Raw genomic sequence first — 24,980 nt, forward strand, 5'->3', positions numbered from 1 at the left:
CTACCGCCAGCTAATACCGTCTCGACAAGGGGTTGCAAACCACACGCGGAAGGCATTCCATGCTGAGGGAGGTCGTTGAGGGCGTTCTGGTTCATGAGAGCGAGTTCATCCAGAGCAATTCCGTTGTCGTGCAGGGCGGGGACGGTGTGTTGCTCATCGACCCCGGCATAACGGGCGACGAAATGGTGGTCCTCGCGAATGACCTCCGCGAGTTGGGCCAGCCCGTCGTGGCAGGCTTTTCGACGCATCCCGATTGGGACCACGTGCTGTGGCACGCGAACTTCGGCGACGCGCCCCGTTACGGTACAGCCCGCTGTGCGGCTTCTATCCGAGCCCTGTTGTCGAACGCGGATTGGAAGACCCGCATAGCCGAGGTCCTACCACCGGAGTTCGCCGAGGAGGTCCCGATGGATCTGTTCGGTCTCATCACGGGCCTGCCCGCCGGCGCTGCGCAGATTCCTTGGATTGGCCCCACAGTCCGGATCATCGAGCATCAGGCCCATGCAACAGGCCATGCGGCGCTGTTGATCGAGGAGCGCGGCGTCCTCGTCGCCGGCGACATGCTTTCAGACATCCTCATGCCGTTCCTCGACCTGGAGGCTGCGGATCCACTCGGGGACTACCTCGCCGCGCTGCGGCTGTTTGACAGCGTGGCCGACGACGTTCATGCCGTCATCCCCGGTCACGGCTCAGTCGGCGGAGCTGAGCAGCTACGAGCACGTATCAAACAGGATCGCGCGTACGTGCAGGCCCTGCGAGACGGCGGTGTTCCCGACGACCCGCGGGTCGGTCCATCGGCCACGTTGGAATGGCTGCCCGACGTGCATAGATGGCAGCTCCAGCGGCTCGCCCAAAGAGAACAGAACGAGACGCCCGAATAGCCGTCGCATCCCGGGCGCTGCGGGGTGTCCCGACGACGGCCCGCCACCTGACCTGGCCTGACCGAATGTCGAAGAATCCGTTTAGGGCGCAACGAAGAGTCGGCTGGCTCGCTGCGCATCAATGGCGCACCCGTCAGCCATCTCGAAAAAGTAATTACACTGCCACTGCTGGGATTTTTTCGACTGCGGATTCGTCGTAGCTGACCACGGCGGATAGACGCGGAACCCTCGCTTGCCTCCGGCGCCACCCACGGACACGACGCCATGCTCGACGAGCGCCGCCTTCGGAAACGCGAATGCTCCGACTCTGGAATCCTCCCGCACGCAGATCACCAGCACGTCGTTGTACTCCTCCGCAGGCAGAGGTTCGGTCGACCCATCGAGAGAGCGCCGCCACACTGTCACGAACAAGCCCACCTTCGTCGGGGTCAGCTTTCCGACCCTGAAGCGAACCGGAGACCGACGGATCTCTGAGATCGCGGCACCGTACTCAGCGTTGTCGGCCTCGACTTTGGCGGGGGAACAGACGAGGCCGAGGTCGCCGAGAACCCTCATCACCATGGCGACATCCGGATGGACCTGAACACCAGACATAGCACTCCCATCGAAACGAATCCCCGACAGGAGCGACGGGGCTGTGCGCGAAGAACTCAGCCCTCACTACCCCGACGATATCCTCACGTGCACGTCTTCTGGAAAGGGGGTCCTGGACAACAAATCCTCTGGTTCACGGACGACCCCTACTAAGGGGTCGATTTGAAGGCTCAAGGCGGGACACGTTCTACGGAACGCCATGATGGTCTTTGCGGCACGTTGAACGTTGCTGAGCTGAAACGTGCGGCCCCGCCCAAGGACACCGCCAACGGCAGTGACAGAAGCCAGGCGCGCTGCCCCTTCCTTGCTAGGCCTCAATGCAGGTTGAAGTAAGTTCAGGGCACAAAAGGCCTGGTCAGGCCTCGGCCTGCGGCAGCACCAGCAGGTAGCCCGCCGGCAGATCGCTGCTCCAGCGTCGCGGCTCTCGGACTACGAACTGCGTCGCCAGCTGCTCGGGGCTGAGCAGGCTGTTGGGCGCAGGCGATGGACCCCACTGCCCGCTGCCGTGCGGGTAGAGCGGATCCAGGACGCGGACGCCGGTGACCGAGAACTCCGGGAACTGGCCGGGATCGCCGAGAGACTCAAACCCGCTCATCACCCACGCGTGGCGACCGCTCCACATGACCAGCCCGACCGGCCGGCCCGTTTCGGTGATGGCACGCGCCGCCGTTTGCAGTGCGTCCTCGTAGTCGGCGATGCTGACAACGGCGTATGGCCCCATCCCCACGTCGGTCAGCACCTCTGCCCAACCGAGCGGATTTGCACCGTTGAACGAGTTGGACGAACGTGCCCGGGCCCTCTCCCACAGGTCGCCCTGCTGAGCGCGATCGGCCCACGTGCCGCCCCCCGTGTCATCGATGAGGTTGTGCGCGATCTGGATGCTCGCCGCAACACACCAGTCAAAGGTGTACTGCGGCACGAAGTCCCCCTCCTGGTAGAGGGTGAGGGCAAACGCCTGGGGCACCGCCGTTGGCGTGGGAACCGGCGTCGGGGTGGGGGCCGGATTCCGGTGAGGGGCGGGGGCGACGTCGCCAGCGGCTGGCCGGGCCGAGGACGTCGCTATCGGTCGATCAGTGGTGGTCTCGTCAAAGCCGATCGCGGGCGCACACGCCGTGAGGAGCATCGTCAGGGCGACGAGCCTGGCCAGAAGACGGGCAGGGGCACCGGTCATAATCGAAAGTCTAGCGCGATGTGGCAACGGCAATTTTCCTCCTGGCTTGGGGTGGCCAGGTCCTGACCGGGACTATAAGCGCCGTTCGCAGGGCCACTGTTGCCCGCCGTCGTTCATCTGGGACGCCTCCTGAAGGAGGAACGCCCGACGGCGGTGGCCGGGCGGTGTGCCTTGCGCCAGGCCCGGCGGTCCAGCGCCACAGGGGCCAGAACCGCGACAACGACGACGCTCCACTTGTCCGCCCCCTGCAGCGTGCGCGCCAGTGCGGGACGCATCCCGGCAGCCCATCACTCGGTTGGTTTTTCATACATTTTTTGCCGGGATCAATTGGCGCGCATGTCATTGGCCCGCCGCCTGCAACTTGGCAAGATCATACGCAGTCGTGGATGTGTCCCCATTCACACCACGTCCACTCCCCGCCGTTCCGCGTCCTTGTCGACGCCGATACGTCCTGTCCTTGCCGGTGCCGGTCCGAACATAGGAATCCCATTGCTGCAATCAAGTGTTGTTCACACGCCCGACGCCCCGGGGCTGCCCGTGCTGTCCCAGGCCGTCGCTACTGACCAGTTCGTCCTGACATCAGGGCAGGTTGGTCTTGACCCCGTCGAAGGCACGGTGCCGGAGTCATTCACCAAGGAAGTGCGGCAGGCCTGCCGCAACCTCCAGGCAGTCCTCCGGGCAGGAAATTGCTCCCTGGCGGACGTGGTCCGGACATTTTGTGTTCTGACCGGCGCCAGCCAGCTTGCCGAATTCAACGCCGAATACAGCCTCTGGTTTCCGGGAGATAAACCTGCCCGCACCACGATCGTGGCTGGCCTCGTCGGACCCTTCAGGTTCGAAATCGAGGCCACGGCCCTGAAAAGCGACGGATGAACACCCCACTTCCTGCAGTGGTTGTGGTGGGCGCCGGCGTCATTGGCCTCACCACCGCACTAGTGGCAGCCCGGGCGGGCCACAACGTCACGGTCGTGGCTGCGGACCGCCCCGAACAGACGGTTTCCTCGGTAGCGGCCGCGATCTGGGCCCCCTACCATGCAGAACCAGCGTCCTGGATCGAACCCTGGGCGGCCACCACATTCGATGTCCTCGCCGAAATCGCTGCCACGACGCCGGACGCAGGCGTGCAAATGCGTGCAGGCGTCGTTGTTCACCGTGCGGGAACCGCGCCACTCACGTGGCCGACGACTGTTGCCGGCAACCGACCTGCCCTCACGGACCAGTTGCCGGATGGGGCAACGGGCGGGACGGTCTGCACCGTGCCGATCGCCACGATGTCCATGTACCTGCCGCAGAGCATCCGGGGCAAAGGCGAGATCAAGGCGGCGGGCAACATCCCCTACCCGCCCTACACGATGTATGACACGGACAGCAAGCCGACCGGCTTTGACTATGACCTGTCCCAGGCCCTGGGGCAGAAACTCGGCATCCCCGTGTCCTTCAACCAGCAGGCGTTTTCCACCATCATCCCGTCCCTGCTGTCGAAGAAGTTCGACGTCATCCTCAGTGCCATGAATGACACACCGGAACGGCAGAAGACCCTCAACTTCGTTGACTACACGCACGGCGGCTTCATCATCCTGGTCAAGAGCGGCAACCCGGACGGTGTTAAGGCCCGCCTGGACGTGTGCGGCAAGACCGTCTCGGTGCAAAAGGCAACGGTCCAGGGAGAACTCCTGCGGGGACTCGAAACCCAGTGCAAGGAAAAGGGCCAAGACGGAGTCCAGGTCCTGGAATTGCCCACGGATCTGGATGCCCAGACGGCCCTCCGCGCGGGCAAGAGCCAGGCCTACGTGGTGGATGCGCCCGTGGCCGAGTACGTGGTCAAAACCGCCGGCGACGGCAAGGCGTTCGAGCTGGTCCGCGACGCCGAGTTCCCGGCCGGCTACTTGCCGGTGTTCAGCGGCATGGGCAACCTCAACACGGATCCGGAATTCACCGAGGCATTGCGGGCAGCTTTTCAGGCCCTGATTAACGACGGAACGTACAAAAAGATTCTGGACCGGTACTCGTTGACGTCTTACGCGGTGGACTCGGCCGCCGTCAACCAGGGAAAGTAGAGCCGCCATGACCTCCCCGATTTCTACCGGGACCGCACCCAGAGTCGCCGTGGCGGCAGACGTGACGGCGATCCCCTTGCGCCGGCCGTGGCGGTGGATCAGCGCAGTGGTACTGCTCTGCGTCGTCGGCCTGTTTATGCAGTCCCTGCTGACCAACAAGAACATCGAGTACCCGGCCATCGGGCGCTATCTGTTCGACACCCACATCTGGCCGGTGTATGGCTGACACTCGTGCTGACCGTACTTTCCATGGTGGTTTCGACGCTGCTTGCGATCCTCATCGCGGCGATGCGGCTCTCAACCAACCCGGTGCTGTCGACCCTGTCGTGGCTCTACGTCTGGTTGTTCCGCGGCACGCCGCTCCTGGTGCAGATTGTCCTGTGGGGCTATCTGGGCCAGACTCCGACGGCGGGGCGGTCCAGGGTGCGCCCCTCGCGCAGGACTAGGCCGCGGCGGAAGTTGCGGTCCACCACTACGACGTCGGCCCGCAGCCCCGCGCGGAGGCTTCCGATTTCCTGCGCCTGGCCGATGATGGCCGCCGGAACCGCGGTGGCTGACAAAACAGCGGCGGCCGGCTCAACACCGGCGTCAATGGTCCGCCGAACAACGTCCAGCATTGTGGCCGTCCCGCCGGCCAGCGTGCCGTTGCTGAGCCGGGCCACCGCTCCGCTGACGGAGACGGCTGCGGGGCCAAGCTCGTAGTCGCCGTCGGGCAGTCCGGTGGCGGCCATGGAGTCCGTCACCAGGACCACGTTTTCGGCCCCCACCAGCTCGAAGACCATCCGGACCGTTTCGGGGTCCAGGTGCGCGCCGTCGGCGATGAGTTCGACGGTAATCGTGCCGGCCTCGGCCAGCCGGAGGCACGCGGCGACCGGTCCGGGGCTGCGGTGGTGCAGCGGCGGCATGCCGTTGAAGAGGTGTGTGACCGTGGGGCGCGATACGGTCCCCAGGCCGGATGCCGCCAGCAGCTCCGCCGCCCCGGTGAGGGAGGCCGCCGTCGTCCGGGCGTCCGCGTCAGTGTGGCCCAGCGACGGCGTGACGCCATGCTCGGCGAGCATCCGCACCACGGCGTCGGCGCCGGGCAGCTCCGGCGCGTAGGTCATGGTCCGCAGGTGGCCGCCGGCCGCAGCCAGCAGCTCGGCCAGCAGGGGGAGGTCCGGCCCGCGCAGGTACCGTGGATCCTGGGCGCCGCAGCGCGCGTGGGACAGGAACGGTCCCTCGGAGTGGATGCCCGCGATGAGCCCTTCATCGGCGAGCAGCCGCAGGGTTTCCAGGCCGCGCAGCAGGTCCTCACGGGACGCGGTCACCGTGCTTGCCAGCAGCGTGGTGGTGCCGCTGCGGTGCAGGAAGTCGACGGCGGTCCTGGCAGCCTCGCTGTCGCCGCTGGGGAAGTCGCCGCCGACAGCGCCGTGGCAGTGCAGGTCAACGAGGCCGGGCAGAATCATGCTGCCCGGCGGCAGTTCGAGTTCTTCAAGGCCGGGCAGCGACGCCTCATCAAGACCGGCGCGGGGCCCCACATACGCGATACGGCCGTCTGCGACGGCCACCACTGCGTCGTCATGGATCGAGCCGTCGGTGAGGACCGTGCCGGCCAGCAGGTAGTTCCCGGGCTCAGCGCCGGTGGGCTGTGTTTGTTCCGGCTGTGCTCGTTCCGGCGGCGGAGTCACTTCAGGGCCTCGGCGAACCAGCCGGTGATGGTGGCCGGGTGCGTGATCGCGGTACCAACGACGACGGCGAACGCGCCGGCGTCGAGGCACTGCCGGGCCTGGGCGGGGGAGTGGAGGCGGCCTTCGGCGATGAGCGGCACACCGAAGCCGGCGGCGGCGATCTGCTCCAGCAGTTCCAGGTCGGGGCCGTGCGTCTTGGGGCGCTCGCCGGAGTAGCCGGACAGCGTGGTGCCGATCAGGTCGGCTCCCGCATCGGCGGCGGCGGCAGCGTCGTCGAACGAGCCGCAGTCCGCCATGACCAGCGCGTGGGAATCCTGGTGGATGCCCGCCACTGTCTGGGCCAGGGTCAGGCCGTCAGGACGTTCCCGGCGCGTGCCGTCGATCGCCACCACGTGGGCGCCCGCGTTGGCCACCGCTAAAGCGTGGCGGAGTGTGGGAGTGATGAAGACGCCGTCGTGCCCGTCCTTCCAGAGCCCGATCACCGGAACCTCCACGGCTGCCCGCGTGAACTGCACATCGGCCAGGCCCTGGACCCGGACAGCAGCGGCGCCGCCGATCACCGCCGAAGCGGCAATCTGCGCCGTGGTGCGCGGGTCCCGCAGGGGCTCGCCCGGATACGCCTGGCAGGAGACGATGAGTTGGCCGCGCAGGGCTTCGAGGGCTTCGGGGGTCAGGATCACTGTCGGTTTCCTCTGGAAAATTGGCGGAGCGGGCTGAAGATCAGGGTGGGCGTGGTGTTTGGGACGACGGTGTCAGGACGAAGTGGTGAGCACCAGGCGCGCGGCGCCCACCATTGCTGCTGCGTTGCCGAGTTTAGCGGGCAGGACGGGGAGGCCGAGCAGTGCCGGCAGGAGTTCGGCGCGCAGGGCGCGTTCCATGGGACGCCACCAGGGCGCGCCGGCGTCGGAGAGCCCGCCGGAAACCACCACCACTTCGGGGTCCAGGATGTTGGCGAGTCCGCCCACGGCCTGGCCGGCCGCGGCGGCGGCCATGCCCACAGCCTTGATGGCTACGGCATCGCTGGCGCTGGCAAGGGCAAAGACGCCGCGGGCGTCCACCACCGGCTGGTTTCCGCCCAGACGCACGTACGCCTCGCGGATGGCGGGCCCGGAGGCGATGGCCTCAACGTGCCCGGCGCCGCCGCAAACGCAGGGCACAGCCTTGCCCTCGTGGAATGCGTATGGGGAGGCGAAGTGGCCCACGTGTCCGCCCGCGTAGCGGTGTCCCAGGACCGGGTGCCCGGCCAGGACAAAACTGCCGCCGACGCCGGTGCCGAAGGCCACCAGGAGCGAGCTTGAGGTTCCTGCGGCGGAACCCGTCCACGACTCACCCAGGGCGTGTGCGTGGACATCGTTCACTGCCTGGACGGCCTCCGGCGCCAGGCCGAGCCGGGCGGCCAACCCTGCGGTCAGCCCGGTCCCGGCCCACCCGAGGATGGCATCGGTAGCAGACACCACAACACCGTGAGCGGCGTCAATGACCCCGGCCGAGCCAACCCCGACCCCCACCACGTCCAGGCCCGCTGCTTGAGCCCGCGACATGAGGGAAGAAACCAGCGCCGCAGTAGCGTCCAGGATCGCGTCGCCGCCATCGCGGTTCAGCGTAGGAATGGTCTCCGAAAACAAGACCTCCCCGTCCCCGGAAACAACCCCGGCAGCAGTCTTAGTACCCCCAAGGTCAACACCGATCGCGTACTGCATTACTTTCCTTCTCATCGTTGTGGCTGGGTCGCGCCGGCGGCTCCATTTTGCCGGCCCTTAGACACCTCCCGTCGCCGACTTCCCGTCGCTGAGCGACGTCCAGACGACTCTGGTCGGCGATGCGGGCCTACGCAAAACGAATCCCCCGGCGCTCCGGCGAGATGGTCACCCAAGGTGCGGTGGCTGCTTTCCGGGTAGGCGCGCATCGCCGACCAGAGCATCGTGACGGTCGCTCAGCGACCGAGCGGTGCGACGGGAGGTGTCTAAGCGCCGGCGGAACGCAGCTACCGTGCCGCCCCGGCTCAGACGCGCCCCGGCCGCGACTAACTAGATCAGGCCGTTGCGTTCCAGGATGACGCGGATTGCCTTGGTCTCGTCCTCGTCCAGGGAGAGCATGGGGGCGCTCATGACGTTCGTCTTGATGATGCCCATGAGCTGCAGGGCGGTCTTGAAGGCGCCCAGGCCCGCGGCGTTACCGGACATGCGGCCGGCCTTGGGGGTGTAGACGATCTCGAAGACGTCGGCCAGGCGGTCCTGCTCGGCTGCAGCCTTGGCCCAGTCGCCGGCAACAGCGGCGTCGTAGAGGCGGCGGTAGCCGGCCGGGTCAACGTTGCCGAGGCCCGGAACGACACCCTGGGCGCCGCCCAGGAGGGCGCCGTCCACAACCACTTCGTGGCCGGTGAAGATGTCGAAGTTGGGGATGTCCTTGGCTGCGATGAGCAGCTGGCGGAAGGAGACGTCGTCCCCGGAGGAGTCCTTCACACCGGCAATGACGCCGTCGCGGCCCAGTTCGACCAGAAGGTCGGTGGGCAGCTTGAAGTGGGTGCGCACCGGCACGTCGTAGGCGAAGACGGGAACGTCCACGGCGGCGGCGATGGAGCGGAAGTGCGTGTTGTTCTCCTGGGCGTTGGAGATGGCGTAGTACAGGCTGGTGGCCACGATCGAGTCGGCGCCCAGCGCGATGACGCGTTTGGCTTCTTCAATGACGCGGTTGGTGGTCTGCTCTACGGCGCCGACGATCACCGGCACCTGGCCGGCGTTCACGCCTGCCACGGTCTGTACAACGAGGTCGCGCTCGGTGTTGGTCATGTGGGTGACCTCGCCGGAGGAACCCAGCACAAACAGGCCGCTGACGCCGCCGTCGAGCAGGTGCTTGGTGACGTTTTCCAGCGACGGGACGTCGATGGCGCCTTCGGCGGTGCGGGGGGTTACGACGGGCGGAATGACGCCCTGGAAACGGGAAGCGACGGTGGTCACAGTGTTCTCCAAATATTGATGGTTAGACGAAAATTTCTGGTGGGAAAGCTAGATGTGGAGCAGGCTCGGGGCGGCGCCCAGGAGCTTCTTGGTGTAGTCGTTGGTGGGGCTGTCGAAGACCTGGGTGGCGGTGCCCTGCTCGACGATCTTGCCGAAGTACATAACGCAGATGCGGTCCGAGACATAGCGGACGGTCTGGATGTCATGCGAGATGAAAACCATGCCGAGGTTCAGCTGGGTCTTCAGGTCCGAGAGCAGGTTCAGCACCTGGGCGCGGACGGAGACGTCAAGGGCCGACGTCGGCTCGTCTGCCACAATGATGTCCGGATCCAGGGCCAGGGCGCGGGCGATTGCCACACGCTGGCGCTGTCCGCCGGAAACCTGCGACGGCGTGACCTCGGCCGCGGACTGCGGCAGGCCCACCAGGGCCAGCAGCTCCTTGACCTTCGCCGCCCGCGTTGCCGCGGTGCCGATGCCGTGGATCTGGAGGGGGTCCGTGAGGATGTCCTGGACGGTCATGCGCGGGTTCAGCGCCGTGGCCGGGTCCTGGAAGACCACGGACACAGACCGGCCGAATTCCTTGCGCATGCGGGCGTTCCGCTTGATGGCGGGCGTGCCGTGGAACAGCACCTCGCCCGACGTCGGCGTCTGCAGTCCCACGAGCACTGACGCGAGCGTGGACTTGCCGCAGCCGGACTCACCCACGATGCCCACGGTTTCACCGCGGCTGATGGTGAAGTCGACGCCGTCGACCGCTTTGACGATGTTCGGGCGGAAGAGCCCGCCGCCACGTGCGTGGTGGTAGATCTTGACGTCCTTGAGCTCGATGACCGGCTTGCCGGTTGAAACGCTCATTTTGCATCCTCCTTCAGGTGGCTCGCCCAGTAGTGGTCAGTGTCGTCGCCCGCGGCGGATCCGCCGTTGGCGGCTCCCACTGATGTCAGGACCAGCTGCTGGTTGGGGTCGGCGTCGGACCGCAGTGAACGCGGGGCGAAGCGGTCGCCCGGGGCGAAGTCGCGCGGGGACGGGACGGTGCCGGGGATCTGGTGCAGGCGCACGGCGTCGGCTTCGATGGAGAGGACGGCGCCGAGCAAGCCGCGGGTGTACTCGTGCTTGGGGTTCTGCAGCAGCTCCGAAGCCTGTGCGGATTCCACCACTTGGCCGGCGTACATCACCGTGATGCGGTGAGCCAGGGAGGCCACCAGGGCGAGGTCGTGGCTGACGAAGACCATGGCGAAGCCGAGCTGTTCGCGCAGTTCGTTGAGCAGGTCCACTACCTGCTTCTGGACGGTGACGTCCAGGGCGGTGGTGGGCTCATCGGCAACCACGATCTTGGGCGAACGGGACAGGGCCATGGCGATCAGGACGCGCTGGCGCTGGCCGCCGGAGAGCTCGTGCGGGTAGCTGGCGAGCGTCCGGACGGGATCGAGCTTGACCAGTTCCAGCAGCTCGGTGGGGGTCTTGCGGCCGCCGCGCTTGGTCAGCTGCTCCATCTGGTCCTTGATCTTCATGGACGGGTTCAGGGAGCTCAGGGCATCCTGGTAGACCATGGCGATCTGCTCGCCGCGAAGTCCTTCGTAGGCCTTGATGCTGCTGTGGCTGGTGGCCGGATCCAGCAGTTCCTTGCCGTCGAACTTGATGGAACCGGTGACCTGCGCGGTCTTGGGCAGCAGACCCATGACCGCGAGGGACGTGATGGACTTGCCGCAGCCGGATTCGCCCACCAGGCCCATGGTTTCGCCTTCGCGGACCGTGAAGGAGACGTTGTCCACAATCGCGGTGTCGCCGAAGCGGCCCGGGAAGCGGATGGACAGGTTCTTGACCTCCAGGACGTTGCGGGCGCCGGCCGGTACCTGGGGGAGGCGGTCGGTGCGCGTGGCCTCGATGGCGGAGAGCAGTTCCAGTTCCTTGTCCAGCAGCAGGTGCGGGTTCGCCGCGGCCAGCTTCGGGTCGGAGAGGATGGCTGCCTCGTTGTAGTGCTCCTCGGTGAGGACATCACCGTAGGCGGCGCGGACGCCGTCGAGCTCGTGCTCTTCCACTACTGACGGTTGGGCCACTGACGTGGCGATCTGAGTGTCGACGCCGGCACCCACTGCTGCGCCGGCCACCACAGCTGCCGAACCGTCGTCGTCCTTTACTACAGGTGCCTTGCGCAGTTTCGGGTTCACCATGGCGTCGGTGAGGCCCTCGGCGAGGATGTTCAGCGAGAGAACGGTGAGCAGGATGGTCACACCGGCGAAGGTGGTGGCCCACCAGCCGCCGGACAGGACCAGGTTGCGGCCGTAGGAGATCACGTTGCCCCACGACGGGGCGGGATCCTGGACGCCGGCGCCGAGGAAGGACAGCGAGGCTTCGAGGATGATGGCGTCGGCAACCATGACCGTGGCGAACACCAGCACGGGGGCGGCGGTGTTGCGGACGATGTGCTTGAGGAGGATGTAGAAGCGGCCTGCGCCGATCACACGCTCGGCGCGGACGTAGTCTTCGCCGTACTGGGAGAGCACGTTGGCACGGACTACGCGGGCCAGCTGCGGGGTGTAGATGATGGCGATCGCGATGATGATGGTGGGAACCGAGTTGCCGAACGCGGCCAGCAGCACTGCGGCCAGGGCGATGCCCGGGAACGCCATCAGGATGTCCATCAGGCGCATGATCAGTTCGTTGACGGCCTTGCTGGACGTCGCGGCGAAGGAGCCCAGCAGGGCGCCCACCAGGATGGCCAGGATGACGGCGCCGAGGCCGATCATGAGCGAGGACTGGGCGCCGAACAGCAGGCGGGAGAAGATGTCGCGGCCCAGCCGGTCGGTGCCGAAGAAGTGCTCGGCGCCCGGCGGGGTGGTGGGGATGAAGGTCTCCAGCGGATCGTGCGGCGCGATGACCGGCGCGAACACGGCGGAGAGGACGATCATGATGAGGAAGAGGAGGGCGATGCGGGAGCCCCAGGGCAGGGCCTTGAAACGGAGGCCCGGGGCACTCAGCCGTTCAGCAAGCTTGCTACGCATGAGCTATACCGTCCTGATTCGGGGGTTGATAAGCAGGTACAGGAGGTCCACCACGATGTTCACCAGAACGAAAGTAACGGAGATGGTGAGCACCACGCCCTGGACCAGGTTGACGTCCAGGTTGGTGATGCCGTTGAGGATCAGCTGGCCCATGCCGGGCAGGGCGAAGATCATTTCAATCACGACGGCGCCGCCGAGCAGGTAGCCCACGCGCAGTCCCAGCACGGTCACCGGAGTCACCAGGGCGTTGCGGAGGACGTTTTTGGAGACCACCTCGCGATAGGGGACTCCGTTGCCGATGGCGGTGCGGACGTAGTCGCGGTCCAGCTCCTCCACCATCGAGGTGCGGACCACGCGGATCAGCGAGGCGGAGACCGGGATGCCGAGGGCCAGGGCCGGGAGGGCCATCGAGTTCAGCCAGCCGCCGAAGCCGGATTCCGGCGTCGCGATTCCCCCGGAGGGGAATAGGGGGCTGGCGCCGAGGGCGAACCACTGGATCAGGAGGATGCCCAGCCAGAACGACGGCGTGGCGATCGCGGCGATCGAGAAAACGCGGACCAGCTGGTCCTGCCATTTGTCCCGGTAGAGGGCGCCGAGGATGCCGAAGGTCAGGGACAGGACGATTGCGATCAGGACGCCCAGGAAGGTCAGCTGCAGCGTCAGCGGGAACGCGGAGCCGATCATGGAGGCCACCGACTTGGCCGGCGGGGTGGTGACGCCGAGGTCCAGCTGCAGCAGCTTGCCGAGGAAGCTGAAGTACTGGATGACCAGCGGATCGTTCAGGCCGTTTTCCTGGCGGTACTGCTGCTTCGCTTCTTCGCTGGCGCCGTCGCCGAGGGCGGAGCTTGCCTGGTCGCCGGGAGCGGCCTGCAGGACAAGGAAGACGAGCAGGGTGATGCCCAGGATCATCAATGGCAGTGCTGCGAGTCTGCGGCCAAGCAGACGCAATATCGTGACCAATTTGTTCTCCGGTTTGTTTGGGTGCTGCAGTTCAAATGGTGCGAGGCCGGCTCTGCGTGCTCCCGGGGCAATTAGGGGCGCAGAGCAGGCCTCGCAACGCAAGCTCTTGTTAGGAGGTGCGTCCGACGTCGATGAACGACATGCCGGTGGTGGGCAGCGGCTTGAAGCCGTTGAGCTTCTTGTCGTCCCAGGCGCTGGGCAGCTGGCGGTGGAAGATCGGGTACAGCGGAAGTTCCTCGGAGACGAGGTCCACGATTTCGCCGGTGATCTTCTTGGCCTCTGCTGCGGCAGCCTGCGACCCCTTGTTCATGAGTTCCTGCAGTTTGGCGCGTTCCGGGGTGGTCCAGTAGGCGCGCTTTTCCATCCAGGTGGCGCCCGAGTAGAACCAGCTCAGGAGCAGGTCCGCGTCGTTGCCGAAGACGGAGGGGTCGCCCGGGGCAGCGACCACTGAGTAGTTGCCGGCGCCGACACGGTCGGTGTACAGGGCGCCTGACTGGATGCTCTTGACGGAGACCTTCACACCGGGGATCTTGTTCCAGGATTCGAGGATCAGCGGGGCAACGTCCTTGACCCAAGCGGTGTCCGTGGTGAGCAGTTCGAATTCGAGGCTGGTGACGCCGGCCTGCTTCAGGAGGTCAGCGGCCTTCGCGACGTCGTAGCCGTAGACGTTCTTGGCTTTGACGTAGTCCGGGTGGCCTTCCTGGAAGTAGGAGCTGGCGGCCTTGGCGTTGCCGAACAGGGCCTTCTTGATGATGGCGTCTTTGTCCAGGCCGTAGTGGAGGGCCTGGCGGACCAGCTTGTTGTTGAACGGGGCCTTGTTGCAGTTGAACATGAGGAACATCAGGCCGAAGGACTGGACTGATTCAACCTTCACCTTGGACGTGAGGCCGTCGATGTCGAGGTAGGGGACGTCCTCGATGGCCTGGACACGGCCGGACTGGACGGCGGTGACGCGGGCGGCCGCGTCGGAGAGCAGGAGCCAGGTCATGCCCTTGGCCAGCGCAGGCTTGGGGCCGTTGTAGTCCGCGAACGCTTCGAAGACGATCTTGTCGTCCTTGGCGGCTGAGATGAGCTTGTAGGGGCCGGTGCCGACGGGCTTGGCGTCGAAGGCCTTGAGGTCCGTGGCCAAGGCCTTGGGGACAACCTTGACCACGGAGATGCGGGGGCCGAAGCCGGGGAAGGCGTACTTGAGGGTGAACTCGACCGTCTTGGCGTCAACGGGCTTGACGTCCTTGATGAACGGGATGAACTGCGAGAACAGGGACTTGTTCGCCGGATCCATCACGCGGGTGAAGGAGAAGGCCACGTCTTCGGTGGTGACCGGAGTGCCGTCGTGGAACTTGGCGCCGTCGCGGATGGTCACCTGGTAGGTGGTGTCGTTGACCTTCTTGGGGTCCGATGCTGCCAGCGCGTTGTAGGGCACGCGGGTGGCCGGGTGCAGCTCGATGAGGCCTTCGAAGATGTGCAGGTTGGCGGCCATTGGCGTGGCGCCTGAGGAGCTCAGCGGGTCGAAGCCGGTGGAGAGGGCGTAGGAGATGCCCGCTTCGATGATGAGGTCCTTGTTGACTGCCGCAGCGCTTGCCGAGCTGCCGGTGGTGGTCGCTGCCGGGCTGCCGCACGCGGCGACAGAGGCGGTGAATGCTGCAGCGGCGCCCATGGCGCCGGTCAGCTTGAGGAAGTTCCGGCGGCTGGCGTCATTGACCAGCGGCAGATTCTTGGTGATGTTGTTCATGAGGGCCTCGCCATTCCAGAAGGTTTATCGGATGTAGGACGTCCGAGCTCGTCTGTCGACTGTAAGCGTCATCACAGGTTCACGTCAAGCGCCAGTTCCCCGCGACGCTCTCTCACTTCCTGCGGGTTTTTCCCGGACCCTCTCTCAGATCCTGCGGGTTTTCGGCGAACGCTCTCTCACTCGGGCGCGCTGACGTCGCCGGAAACGGTGTCAAACGTGAAAGCGCGACGGCGGCGCTCGGCAGTGCCGCCGCGCTCGCCGACCACTTCAAAGACCACGTCCGCGTGGCCCTGTGCCACGTCCGCCTCTGTGACGGTGTACCCGGGCGTGAAATAGAGCGACTCTTCCCCGGGGCCAAGATCCGCCGCGGGGAAGGCGTCCGAGCCGGGACCGGACAGCCGGACGGCGGTCACCGGCGAGAGTCCGTCGTTGCGTGCCCTGCCTGTGAAGGCCAGGATGTCCCCGGCCTTGTAGCCGGGAATGATGGGGCCGTAGTTCAGGTCCTGTGCCTCCCGCGTGCCGATGACCTGCGCAGCTTCGGCCGAGTAGCCCTGGCCGATTTCCTTCCAGGTGTGCACGCCCCAGCCCTCGCCGCCGGACTGCATGACGTGGAACTCGCCGGCGTTCTGCCAGGCCTTCGGGCGGCCGGGCGTGATGGAGCGCAGTTCCATGTCGAAGACCAGGCCGGCACCACGATCGGGCCCGGATCCAGCGTCAGCGGCGGAGGCGGCAGGCGCCTCGCCCGCAGCGGCCAGCTGACCAAGCAGCTGTTCCGCTGGGACCGAAACAAACACAATCTCCCGGTAGCCCTGGCGTTCGTAGAGGACGCCGATGTTGCCGTCGGGGAGCCGGGCGGCCGTCGAATAGGCGGAGCTGCCCGTGCACAGGACCAGCTTGGCAGGCCAGCTGAGGCCGTTGTCGGTGGACAGGCTGATCACCGTGTTCCGCCGCAGCGCGGTGTCCTGGTTGTTGGTGGCCAGAAGCCATGGGCCGGTGGCGTCCTCGTCGAGGGAAGCCAGGGACGGCAGGCCGTCGAAGCGGACCAGCGAGCCGTTGTCACCCGGGTCCGGGAGGTCCTCGACCGGACGCAGCGCGCTCCAGGTGGCCCCGCCGTCGTCGGATATTGCGGCAAGGCGGCGCGGGGTGCCGCGGCTGTGCAGCAGGAGCCGGCCGTCCTGGAGGGCGGCAACCTTGTTTTCGTTGGGGGCGTAGCCGTGCGTCCGGGCGCCGATGAGCTCCCCGAGTGTCCAGGTGTCGCCGTGGTCGTCGCTGTACGCAGAAGCGGCCATGATCAAGCCGCCGGCCAGGACCACAAACTGCTGGACCAGGCGGCCGCGGTAAGGGCCGGTGTGGATCTGGATGCCCTGCCCCGCCGCGGCGAAGATTCCGGTGATGTCCGGCTCGCCCGTGCTGGGCCCACGCGTGTGAACCGGCGGCCGGAGCTTGAGCTGGGCGGTGATCCTGCGGTGCTGCCAGGTCAGGCCGTCGTCGTCCGAGTAGCTGAGGTCGCAGTGCTGGACGTCGTCATCGGGCTCCAGCCCGGCTGCCGCTTCGAAGAATCCGGCGTGCGTTCCGGTGGCGTGGAACATGAAGATCCGGCCGGTTTCGACGTCCACCAGGAGGCTCGGATCGCCGTAGCCGTTGAGGCCGCCGCCCGTCCTCACTACCTGCTGCTCGCCCCAGGTCCGCCCGTTGTCCGTGCTGCGCCGGAGCAGGAGGTCGATCGGGTTGGGCAGATCATCGAGGTTGGGGCGGCCGTCGTAGGCAGCCAGCAGGGTGCCCTGCCGCGAGACCGCGAGGGCGGGGATCCTGTATTGCCGGTAGCCGCCGGTGCCGCGGACTGCCAGGACGTGTTCGACGTCGGGCGTGGCAGCCGTCATTGGCCGACGGACGTGGGATGTCATATGTCCATGGTAGGCGACGCGTAACACGTCTGTGTAGGCCGGCACATCTCTGGCAGAGTATGACCATGCTCACAGTTATAGGCGAGGGCCTCGTTGACGTTGTCCAGCGCGCCTCCGGAATCGAAGCCCACGTGGGCGGCAGTCCCCTTAATGTCGCGGTGGGCCTGGCCCGCCTTGACCATGCCGTGCAGTTCGTCGGCCGCTACGGCCGCGACGCCTACGGGGATTCGGTGGCGGCGCACCTGCGCTCCAGTTCCGTCATGCTGCCGCTGGGCCCCGACGAGCTGCCCACCAGCGTGGCCACCGCCGTAATTGACGACGACGGCGCCGCCACCTACACGTTCGACCTCGCCTGGGAGCTTCCCGGCCTGGCGGACCGCCTCGCCTTTATGCTGCAGGGAACCACGCTCCTGCACACCGGCTCCATCGCCACGATGCTGGCGCCGGGCGCCGCAGCGGTGCTCGCCGCCGTCGAGCACGCCCACCCCGCCGCGACGATTAGTTTCGATCCCAACTGCCGGCCCAGCATCATCACCGACGTGGATTATGCGCGGACGCAGGCGGAGAAATTTGTCACCCTCGCGGACGTGGTCAAGGCTTCGGACGAGGACCTGGAGTGGCTGTATCCGGGCGTGGACGTGCTGGAATCAGCACGCCGCTGGCTGTCATTGGGCGGTTCCGAGGGGCCGGCCCTGGTGGTGGTCACGCGCGGCGCGGCCGGTCCGTGGGGGATTACGGCCGCCGGTGAAGCCGCGATTGACGCGCCTCGCGTGGAAGTGGCCGACACCGTGGGTGCCGGTGATTCGTTTATGGCTGCGCTGCTTTCGGGGATCGTGGACCGCGGCCTGGACGGTGCGCAGAACCGGAAGGTCCTGCGCGAGCTTCCGGCCGAGGGCCTGGCCGAACTCCTGGCCCACGCTGCCCGCGCGGCGGCCGTCACTGTTTCCCGCCCAGGCGCCAACCCGCCCACGCGCGCCGAACTGAACGCGGTTCCGGCGGAGTGAGGAAGAAATGCGGAAAAAACTGCCGCGCGCAAAGGATCTCGCAACTTAGGCTGACTCCGCCACCATCGACCGCCGGCTTGGCCACGCGGAGGCAACTGCACGCAATCCGACGAGAAGTCTGCCCTCACCGCAACCGGAGCGCTGGGGGATCCTTGTGCGTGGCGCAATTCCGAAGGCGACGTGCCGCAGGTCAGCCGGCATACGCCAGGATCGAGAGGCTCCTGACGCCGTATTTCGTGGTCGCCGCACGGGCGCTGTCGGAGAGGAACTCATACGGATTCGTCCGGAGCGTTTCCAGCGCGAACCCGCTGCCGGCGATCAATTCCTGGTAGGTGCCTTCCTGCGTGGCGCCACCGATGCAGGCGGCCCAGAGATCAATGTTGCAGACAATCTGTTGGGTCAGCGGCCTTTCGGTGACGATATCGGCAACCGCCAGGCGTCCTCCTGGGCGCAGCACGCGTGCCGCTTCGCGGAAGACAGCGGCTTTGTCCGCTGACAGGTTGATGACGCCGTTGGAGATGATGCAGTCGAAGCTGGCGTCGTCGAAGGGGAGTTCTTCGATGTACCCGTGCGCGAAGGCGACCTGGGGAAAGCCGCCCTCTTTCCGCAGGCCGTCTGCCTTCTCCAGCTGCTCCTCGGTCATGTCAAGGCCCACCACCTGGCCGCCGGATCCCACCGTGACGGCGGCGGCGAAGACGTCCATCCCCGAACCTGAGCCCAGGTCCAGGATTTTTTCTCCGGGCTTGAGGTCCGCCAGGTCGAAAAAATATCCCACCCCGGCGAAGGACTCGACGGCGGCGGCAGGGATCGCGTCCAGCAGCCAGGCCGGGTAGCCCAGCTGCTCCGCAAGACCGCGTCCCATCTTGAAGTGGTACTTGCCGGCGGGGTTTTGGGCCACCGCCCGATAGACCTGCTTGACCTTGTCCTCAAGCTCGCTTCGGTCAACTGCAACTGTTCCCATGTCCATGGCTCTACCCGTGCTTCATACGATTTTGAGGGTGGTTTCAACCGGAACCGGGTTGGCCAGGCAGTCGCGGACCGGTGACGTGTCCTGGACATACCGGCACAGGGACTGAAGCTGCTCCGGGGTGGCATTCGGGCTGGAGACCCGCGCCTGCGCACGGATGGCGGTGAATCCGGGCCGAGGTCCTTCGAGGCCGAGGAAGGGCCGAACATCCAGATCGCCTTCGACGTGGAACTCCAGTGAACTGATCTCTATACTCTGGGCGGCCGCATTGGCCGCGTATCCGACGGCGTAGCAGAAGCCCAGGGCCTGCAGCAGCAGTTCGACGGCGTTGGGTCCAGCGTTGTTTCCGAGGAGCACGGGAGGTTCGTCACCCTCGATCGTGAAGTCTCCGGTCCGCGTGGTGTCGGGTTCCCCCGCATGGGTGAATCCCAGGATCTTTCCCGAGTTGTGGGTGCCGTCGCGCCAGGTGCTGGTGGCTCTGAACGTAAAGCTGCCCTGGGTGGGATCTGCCTGGATCGCATCGATGGTCCCCAGTAGCTGGTCGACGTCAATGCCATTGCGGATGGTCGCTGTCGATCCCATCGCACTTCGCCTCCTTTCCGGGTTGTCCCGGGGTCCGTGGGGCGGCCCCGGTGGTATTCAAGTGAATACTTGAATATCACACCCGGTGGGTATATCTTGTCAAGTACCTACTTGAATATGATTTGCGGAGGATCGGGCATGAGTGACAGGCCGGCAAAGGACAAGCTCTTTGATGCATTTGCTTCCGTGGCCAAGGTCCTTGGCAGTGGTCGGCGCGCCGAGATAGTGGATGTCCTGGCCCAGGGTGAGCGCCCGGTGGACGAAATTGCCGAGGAAATCGGGCAGAGTATTGCGAATACTTCGCAGCATCTTCAGCAGCTCCTGCGGGTAGGCCTGGTGCGCACCCGTCGCGAAGGAACGCGGATCCATTACCGCCTCAGCGGCACCGCGGTCACGCGACTCTGGGCGGCCGTGCGGGAGGTTGCATCCGAGCATGTCGCAGAACTCGACGAACTCGCCGAGGCCTACCTGGGGGACAGGGCGGCCTTGGACTCCCTGACCCGGACTGAGCTGACCAACCGAATGGCCGCCGGAGATGTCGTAGTTCTCGATGTGCGGCCTGAGCACGAATTCCGCTCTGGCCACATCCCGGGCGCGGTTTCGGTTCCTGTCCGAGAGCTGGCGGGGCGGATGAGGGACCTGCCGCACGGCCGCATCATCGTGGCGTACTGCCGCGGACAGTACTGCGTGTTCGCCGACGAGGCGGTTCGGACGCTGCGGGAACAGGGTATGCCTGCCGTCAGGCTCGAGGAGGGCTATCCCGAGTGGGCTGAGGCCGGGCTGCCAGTCGAGGCTGGCGCGCCGCGCAAATCCGGCGCACCGGGATAGCCGCGGCGTCCGAAATCGGCGGGGCACTCAGTTATGGGGTGTTGTACGTTGTGACCAGACCACGACGGGAATCAGAAGGAGGGACAGGACGCCTCCGGCCAGGGACAGAACGGCGTAGCTGGTGCCGGCGACGACGACTCCGGACAGGGCGCCGCCTGTTGCGCCGGCAAGGGCGATGAGGACATCAATGGAGCCTTGTATCTTGGCCCTGGTTTCGAGCGGGGTGGCGTCGACGATGAGGGCCGTGCCGCTGATCAGGCCGAAGTTCCAGCCCAGTCCGAGCAGCGCGAGTGCGATCATCAGTTGCCCCATGGATTGCGCAGGGGCCGTGGCCGCAACGATCCCGGCTGCCAGGAGCGTCACGCCCGCGGCGACAGCCATGGGGACCCGGCCGAGCCGGTCGACGAGGACGCCGGTGATCAGCGAGGGCAGGTACATGAAGCCGATATGGATGCCGATCACAACTCCGACTTCGGTCAGGCCGTGACCGTGCGACTGCATGTGGACCGGGGTCATGGTCATGATGGCGACCATCGCAATCTGGGTGAGGACCATGACGGTGGTGCCGACGGCGACACCGCGGTTGTTCCCCGGCGGTTCCGGGGTGGACTGCGAATCGGTGGCCGGGGCAGTCTCCGCCCGGTCCTGGGCACTGATCGCGGTAGCCAGTAGGAGCGGGTCGGGCCGCAGCCAGAAATACAACACCAGGCCCGCGAAGGCGTAGGCGACTGAGGCGAGCAGGAACGGTCCGGTCAGGGCCGGGATGCCCAAGGCTGTGGCGAATGCGCCCATCGGGGTGACCAGGTTCGGTCCGGCAACGGCGCCGAGTGTTGTGGACACCATGGCCAGGCTGACTGCGGTGGCGCGCCGCCGGGGTGGTGCGAGGTCGGTTCCGGCGTACCGTGCCTGCAGGTTGGTGGCCGTTCCGGCACCGTAGACGAGAAGGGCAATGAATAACAGGACAACGCTGTCCGTTACCGCTGCCAGGACGACGCCGGCTGCTCCGATGCCGCCGGCGATGAATCCCGAGGCCAGGCCGGCACGGCGGCCCCGGCGCTGGGAAATCCGTCCGACCAGGAAGGCCGCCCCGGCTGAGCCGAGCGTGAATAGTGCCGCCGGGATGCCTGCCAGCCCTGCGGTGCCGAGCATCTGCTGGGCCAGAAGGGCGCCGACGGTGACGCCGGCGGCGAGACCGGCCCCTCCGAAAATTTGGGAAATGATGACGACGGCGAGGGTGCGCCGATAGAGCGCATGGCGGCGCTCCGGGGAAAAGGAGTAGGACTGGACCAGTTTTTCTGGGATCTGCTGCACAGCCGGGCCTATGCGGTGGCGGTCAGGTCGACGTCGCCGCTGGCGCGCCATTCAAGGACGCCTTCATCCATGGCGTAGGCGTCGATGCCCTGCCCGCGCATCAGACGTGCCGCATCACGGGCGAGCAGGCAGAATTCGCCCCGGCAATAGACGATGACCCTCCGATCCCGCGGAACTTCCCCGATCCGGGAGGCCAGCCCGTCCAGGGGAATCGATGCCGCTCCCGGGTAGTGGCCTGCCTGGTATTCGTGCGCGGGGCGGACATCAAGCATGTACGCCTCGCGGATTTCCTCGATGGTGCGGATCAGCGGCACGGAGTCATCGCGGCCGCTGCCGGAGTCCTTCTCACCGTCGATGGCGGAGAGTCCGGGGAGGACCCGGGCCGCCATGTTCTTCATCGCCACGAACAATCCAGCGACCTCCGGGCCTGCCAGCCTGTAATGGATCCTGGTGCCATCCCTGCGGGTCCGCACCAGGCCGGCACCCTTCAGCACTTGCAGGTGGGCAGAAACGGTCGTCACCCCCATGCCGGACAAGCGGGACAAGCTGTCAACGGACTGCTCAGCCTGCGCCAACAGTTCGAGGAGTTCGAGCCGGTTTCCGCTGCTGATGGCCTTTCCAATGCGCGCCACGTGCGCGTAGGCGTCCCGGTTCACTTTCGACCTCCAGTATTCCAATGAATATTGGAATACTATCAGGGTGCTTGGGCACGAACGGTCCGCTCGGACACTCCGGCCTGATCCGCCAAGAGTGCCCTCCAGTCGGCAGTATGTTGCCGTTCTAGGGTAGGAGAACCTCTCGAAGGCTTGGATGAAGGAACGGGAGGAAGCTGCCAGTTAGGGATCCATCCCTTGTTCGCTGCGACGCGCGGTCAAGGCGCGTGATCTTCAGGGTGTTAGGCCCTGTAGATGCTCCTGGCGGCCCACCGCGTAGGCCTCGCGGAGCCAGCCGGCAAGTTCGCCGTCGATATCGGATGCCTCGGTCACCCGCACCGTGTACAGATGTGTGTACGGAGACAGCGTTTCAATCCGTCGGAATCTGGGCGACTCAACCCGGCGCGTAAGCCAGAACTCCACATCGAGCCACTTGTTCGCGGGTTTGACCCCGGCGAACCGGACCCGAACCATAAAGGCGACACGGTCCCGGTACGGAACAAGCGTTACCGGGCCGATCGCCTCAACCGTCCGGCGAACTACCTCGAACAGCCGGTGGATGCTGGCTGGCCTGCCGCGGAACGGCTCGTCGAGGGTGTGCTGTGAGCAGGAATGGTTCATGTTCCGCGTGACAAACTGCCGTCCGCAAGAGGGGCAGGTCCACAAGGCGCGGCCACTGCGCCGACCCGGTGGCGGGACGTCAGCGCCCAGCACCTGGGCCACGAGCTGTTCAACCCGGCGCGCCCGCGTCGACGGGGTCCGCGCGTCGTCGAGGAAACGCATCAGCTCCCGCCGCTGCGAAACGGGCAGCTGCCCCCAGTTGCCAGCCGCTCCCACGGCCGCATCCAGGGCGGCAGCCAAATCTCCGGGCGGGATGACCTCGTCGGATCCGAGCGCGTGAACGTCCACGGTGACCGTTTCCCCGACGCGCACGCCCGTTGCCGTCCGCAGGCCGCCCGAAAGATACAGGACGTGCCGGCCGGACCTGCCCGGCATCACCGTGGCGTTGAACTCGGTGCCCCTGAGCGTGCCGGATACCCTGAGCCGGCCATGCTCCGCGAGAGGCAGCAGTTCAGCCGCAGCTGCCGCCGGGACGTCCACAAAGGGATTGGCTCCGCGCAGCTGAACAGTGGCGGTGAAGCGAACCATACGGTCATTATCGACCCGGCCGGTCGGCTCGAAAAGGAACCCCGCGTGTACGCGGGTTGACCGCTGCCCCGGCCGAGTAACTAGGTTCTGGCCTCATCCATTGCTCCGTAACCGCCGTTTTGAGGGGTCAAAAGGGCGGTTACGGAGCAACCGATGGAGTCCTGGCTATTCCTTGCCGAGTCCGGCGGCAGACGTCTTCTGCCCCGTGACCTGGTTGAGGGCCGTCAGGTCAAAGATGCCGTTAATGTCCGCCTGCTTGGTGGTGCCGGCTTCCACGCCGTCCTTGAGTAGCTTGGGGTAGGTTCCGGCGAGCGGATCCACAGTGAAGACGATGTTCTTCAGGGACCGCTCGATCACGTTGGCCTTGAGTTCGGCGCCGGCCGCTTCCTTCAGGGCGGCGTTGATGACGGTGGCCTTCTCGCCTGCAGCCGCGCTGTTCAGCCACTCGACGGACTTAACGTGACCGCGCAGCAGCGCCTTCACGGTGTCCGGGTGCTCGGCGGCGAACTTCTTGTTCACAATCAGGATGGTGGTGGGGAACTCGCCGGCCTTGCCGGAGAGTGAGCCGTCCCAGAGGTCCTTTTCGTCCACCAGGACCTTGGCCCCGGCGGTCAGCACCAGGCGGGAGGCCCAGGGTTCAGGCAGCCACGCGCCGTCGAGCTTGCCGTCCTGGAACAGTTTCAGCGTCTGGGCGTTTTCGGTGGGGTTGATGGCCACGTCGCCGCTGCCGTCCACGTTGGTTTTGTAGCCCTTGGTGGCGAGCCAGGCGCGGAGTGCCACGTCCTGCGTGCCGCCGAGCTGCGGCGAGGCGAGGGTCTTGCCCTTGAGGTCCGCGGCGGAGTTGATTTCCGGCTTGACCACCAGCTGCGCACCGCCTGCGGCCGCTCCGGCGATGATGCTGACGGACTCCCCGCCGCTCTTGACATATGAGTTGATGGCCGGGTTCGGGCCGATGTAGGTGGCGTCGATGGCGCCTGCGTTCAGGGCTTCGATCGCGGCGGGCCCGGCGTTGAAGACCTGCGTGCTGAGCTTGGTATCGCCCAGCTCTTTGGCGATGTAGCCCTGGCTGACACCCACCAGAGCGGGTGCGTGCGTCACGTTGCCGAAATATCCGAGCTTGAGCTCTGCCGCCGGGTTGCCGGCCGGTGCGGCGGAGGACGCCGCGGACGTGCCGGAGTTGTTGCCGGAGACGGCCGATGCCACGGCCACGCCGCCGCCGACCAGGGCCAGAATGCCGGCCACGATGCCGATCTTCAGGCCGAGCGGTCGCTTCGGACCGGAAGACTGGCCAGCCACGATGCGGGTGGCGGCCGGTTGGTTCTGCGGAGTGTTATCCGGGGGAGTTGTCACGGTATTTCCTTTGCTTGCGGAGATGTTGAAGATGAGATTACGGACGGCCCCCAGGCCCTACAACGGCACCGGACACGGACGTTCACGGAACGACGCACAGGCTCAACAGGACGTAGCGCGGCGTCAAGAAACGTCGCCGGGCGACTCCAAGGGGCCAGCCCCAGGGAGGAGGCTTCACGGCCCGGGAAGCCTTCTGCCCCACGTAGACTGG

The 24,980-nt window shown here is 66.2% G+C and carries 23 protein-coding genes and 1 pseudogene; 7 read left to right on the forward strand and 17 right to left on the reverse strand.

The window, feature by feature from the left end; all coding sequences use genetic code 11:
• Window positions 1-59 precede the first annotated feature (59 nt).
• Window positions 60-881: an MBL fold metallo-hydrolase gene (locus tag ASG77_RS16730; protein ID WP_056347587.1), complete on the forward strand. Its 822-nt coding sequence runs from the start codon at window positions 60-62 to the stop codon at window positions 879-881.
• Window positions 882-962: 81 nt separating this feature from the next.
• Here ASG77_RS16730 and ASG77_RS16735 read toward each other — a convergent pair whose 3' ends face one another.
• Window positions 963-1,475 (reverse strand): MepB family protein, encoded by a 513-nt coding sequence (locus ASG77_RS16735; RefSeq protein WP_056347588.1) that lies wholly within the window; start codon window positions 1,473-1,475, stop codon window positions 963-965.
• Between the two features lie 355 nt (window positions 1,476-1,830).
• Entirely contained in the window at window positions 1,831-2,646 is an 816-nt protein-coding gene (locus ASG77_RS16740; RefSeq protein ID WP_056347590.1) for a hypothetical protein, read from the reverse strand.
• 489 nt (window positions 2,647-3,135) lie between these two features.
• Here ASG77_RS16740 and ASG77_RS16745 point away from each other — a divergent pair, with 489 nt between their 5' ends.
• From ASG77_RS16745 to ASG77_RS22675, 4 genes and pseudogenes are all read left to right on the forward strand, one after another.
• A complete protein-coding gene (locus ASG77_RS16745) occupies window positions 3,136-3,519 on the forward strand; it encodes a RidA family protein (RefSeq protein WP_056347592.1) in 384 nt (127 codons plus the stop codon).
• On the forward strand, window positions 3,516-4,703 hold the full coding sequence (locus ASG77_RS16750; RefSeq protein ID WP_056347595.1) for an FAD-dependent oxidoreductase: 1,188 nt from the start codon (window positions 3,516-3,518) through the stop codon (window positions 4,701-4,703). Before ASG77_RS16745 ends, ASG77_RS16750 begins: the two co-directional genes overlap by 4 nt.
• 7 nt (window positions 4,704-4,710) lie before the next feature.
• Window positions 4,711-4,929 (forward strand): hypothetical protein, encoded by a 219-nt coding sequence (locus tag ASG77_RS22670; RefSeq protein ID WP_235564615.1) that lies wholly within the window; start codon window positions 4,711-4,713, stop codon window positions 4,927-4,929.
• 23 nt (window positions 4,930-4,952) lie between these two features.
• Window positions 4,953-5,027 (forward strand): annotated as a pseudogene (locus ASG77_RS22675) (hypothetical protein); the annotation flags it as partial.
• Between the two features lie 62 nt (window positions 5,028-5,089).
• On the opposite strand, the gene nagA reads toward ASG77_RS22675, so the two are convergent.
• The 9 genes from nagA to ASG77_RS16795 all read right to left on the reverse strand — a co-directional run bounded on the left by nagA (window position 5,090) and on the right by ASG77_RS16795 (window position 16,925).
• Window positions 5,090-6,370: an N-acetylglucosamine-6-phosphate deacetylase gene (nagA, locus tag ASG77_RS16755; RefSeq protein ID WP_082576117.1), complete on the reverse strand. Its 1,281-nt coding sequence runs from the start codon at window positions 6,368-6,370 to the stop codon at window positions 5,090-5,092.
• A complete protein-coding gene (locus ASG77_RS16760; protein WP_056347597.1) occupies window positions 6,367-7,050 on the reverse strand; it encodes an N-acetylmannosamine-6-phosphate 2-epimerase in 684 nt (227 codons plus the stop codon). The genes nagA and ASG77_RS16760 overlap by 4 nt, the downstream gene beginning before the upstream one ends.
• Before the next feature lie 72 nt (window positions 7,051-7,122).
• Window positions 7,123-8,070 (reverse strand): ROK family protein, encoded by a 948-nt coding sequence (locus ASG77_RS16765; RefSeq protein WP_056347598.1) that lies wholly within the window; start codon window positions 8,068-8,070, stop codon window positions 7,123-7,125.
• Window positions 8,071-8,397: 327 nt separating this feature from the next.
• A complete protein-coding gene (locus tag ASG77_RS16770) occupies window positions 8,398-9,327 on the reverse strand; it encodes a dihydrodipicolinate synthase family protein (RefSeq protein WP_056347601.1) in 930 nt (309 codons plus the stop codon).
• Between the two features lie 48 nt (window positions 9,328-9,375).
• Window positions 9,376-10,182 (reverse strand): ATP-binding cassette domain-containing protein, encoded by an 807-nt coding sequence (locus ASG77_RS16775; protein WP_056347603.1) that lies wholly within the window; start codon window positions 10,180-10,182, stop codon window positions 9,376-9,378.
• Window positions 10,179-12,329 carry a dipeptide/oligopeptide/nickel ABC transporter permease/ATP-binding protein gene (locus tag ASG77_RS16780; protein WP_056347605.1) on the reverse strand — a complete coding sequence of 717 codons (2,151 nt, stop codon included), beginning with the start codon at window positions 12,327-12,329 and terminating at the stop codon, window positions 10,179-10,181. Before ASG77_RS16780 ends, ASG77_RS16775 begins: the two co-directional genes overlap by 4 nt.
• Window positions 12,330-12,332: 3 nt before the next feature.
• A complete protein-coding gene (locus tag ASG77_RS16785; RefSeq protein ID WP_141139074.1) occupies window positions 12,333-13,289 on the reverse strand; it encodes an ABC transporter permease in 957 nt (318 codons plus the stop codon).
• Between the two features lie 109 nt (window positions 13,290-13,398).
• The gene (locus ASG77_RS16790) at window positions 13,399-15,021 is read right to left on the reverse strand and encodes an ABC transporter substrate-binding protein (protein WP_056347609.1); all 1,623 of its coding nucleotides are present in this window, start codon (window positions 15,019-15,021) and stop codon (window positions 13,399-13,401) included.
• 176 nt (window positions 15,022-15,197) lie between these two features.
• Window positions 15,198-16,925 carry a sialidase family protein gene (locus tag ASG77_RS16795; RefSeq protein ID WP_056347611.1) on the reverse strand — a complete coding sequence of 576 codons (1,728 nt, stop codon included), beginning with the start codon at window positions 16,923-16,925 and terminating at the stop codon, window positions 15,198-15,200.
• A 65-nt stretch (window positions 16,926-16,990) separates the two neighbouring features.
• Between ASG77_RS16795 and ASG77_RS16800 the strand changes: the two genes are divergently transcribed.
• Window positions 16,991-17,929 (forward strand): PfkB family carbohydrate kinase, encoded by a 939-nt coding sequence (locus ASG77_RS16800; RefSeq protein WP_056347961.1) that lies wholly within the window; start codon window positions 16,991-16,993, stop codon window positions 17,927-17,929.
• Between the two features lie 190 nt (window positions 17,930-18,119).
• Here the strand turns inward: ASG77_RS16800 and ASG77_RS16805 are convergent, their stop codons facing one another.
• Window positions 18,120-18,890, reverse strand: a complete 771-nt coding sequence (locus tag ASG77_RS16805; RefSeq protein ID WP_056347963.1) for a methyltransferase domain-containing protein — start codon at window positions 18,888-18,890, stop codon at window positions 18,120-18,122.
• 21 nt (window positions 18,891-18,911) lie between these two features.
• On the reverse strand, window positions 18,912-19,478 hold the full coding sequence (locus tag ASG77_RS16810; RefSeq protein WP_056347613.1) for an OsmC family protein: 567 nt from the start codon (window positions 19,476-19,478) through the stop codon (window positions 18,912-18,914).
• A 138-nt stretch (window positions 19,479-19,616) separates the two neighbouring features.
• On the opposite strand from ASG77_RS16810, the gene ASG77_RS16815 reads away from it, so the two are divergent.
• Complete coding sequence (locus ASG77_RS16815) at window positions 19,617-20,306, forward strand: ArsR/SmtB family transcription factor (RefSeq protein ID WP_056347615.1); 690 nt, start codon at window positions 19,617-19,619, stop codon at window positions 20,304-20,306.
• A 27-nt stretch (window positions 20,307-20,333) separates the two neighbouring features.
• Here the strand turns inward: ASG77_RS16815 and ASG77_RS16820 are convergent, their stop codons facing one another.
• From ASG77_RS16820 to ASG77_RS16835, 4 genes are all read right to left on the reverse strand, one after another.
• Window positions 20,334-21,617, reverse strand: a complete 1,284-nt coding sequence (locus ASG77_RS16820; protein WP_056347616.1) for an MFS transporter — start codon at window positions 21,615-21,617, stop codon at window positions 20,334-20,336.
• A gap of 8 nt (window positions 21,618-21,625) precedes the next feature.
• Window positions 21,626-22,273 carry a metalloregulator ArsR/SmtB family transcription factor gene (locus tag ASG77_RS16825; protein ID WP_082576119.1) on the reverse strand — a complete coding sequence of 216 codons (648 nt, stop codon included), beginning with the start codon at window positions 22,271-22,273 and terminating at the stop codon, window positions 21,626-21,628.
• Between the two features lie 231 nt (window positions 22,274-22,504).
• Window positions 22,505-23,419 carry a DUF1905 domain-containing protein gene (locus ASG77_RS16830; RefSeq protein ID WP_056347620.1) on the reverse strand — a complete coding sequence of 305 codons (915 nt, stop codon included), beginning with the start codon at window positions 23,417-23,419 and terminating at the stop codon, window positions 22,505-22,507.
• Window positions 23,420-23,584: 165 nt separating this feature from the next.
• Window positions 23,585-24,769, reverse strand: coding sequence for an ABC transporter substrate-binding protein (locus ASG77_RS16835; protein WP_056347622.1), 1,185 nt, complete (start codon window positions 24,767-24,769; stop codon window positions 23,585-23,587).
• Window positions 24,770-24,980: the final 211 nt, after the last annotated feature.

The organism is Arthrobacter sp. Soil762, from assembly GCF_001428335.1.
GTDB lineage: Bacteria > Actinomycetota > Actinomycetes > Actinomycetales > Micrococcaceae > Arthrobacter.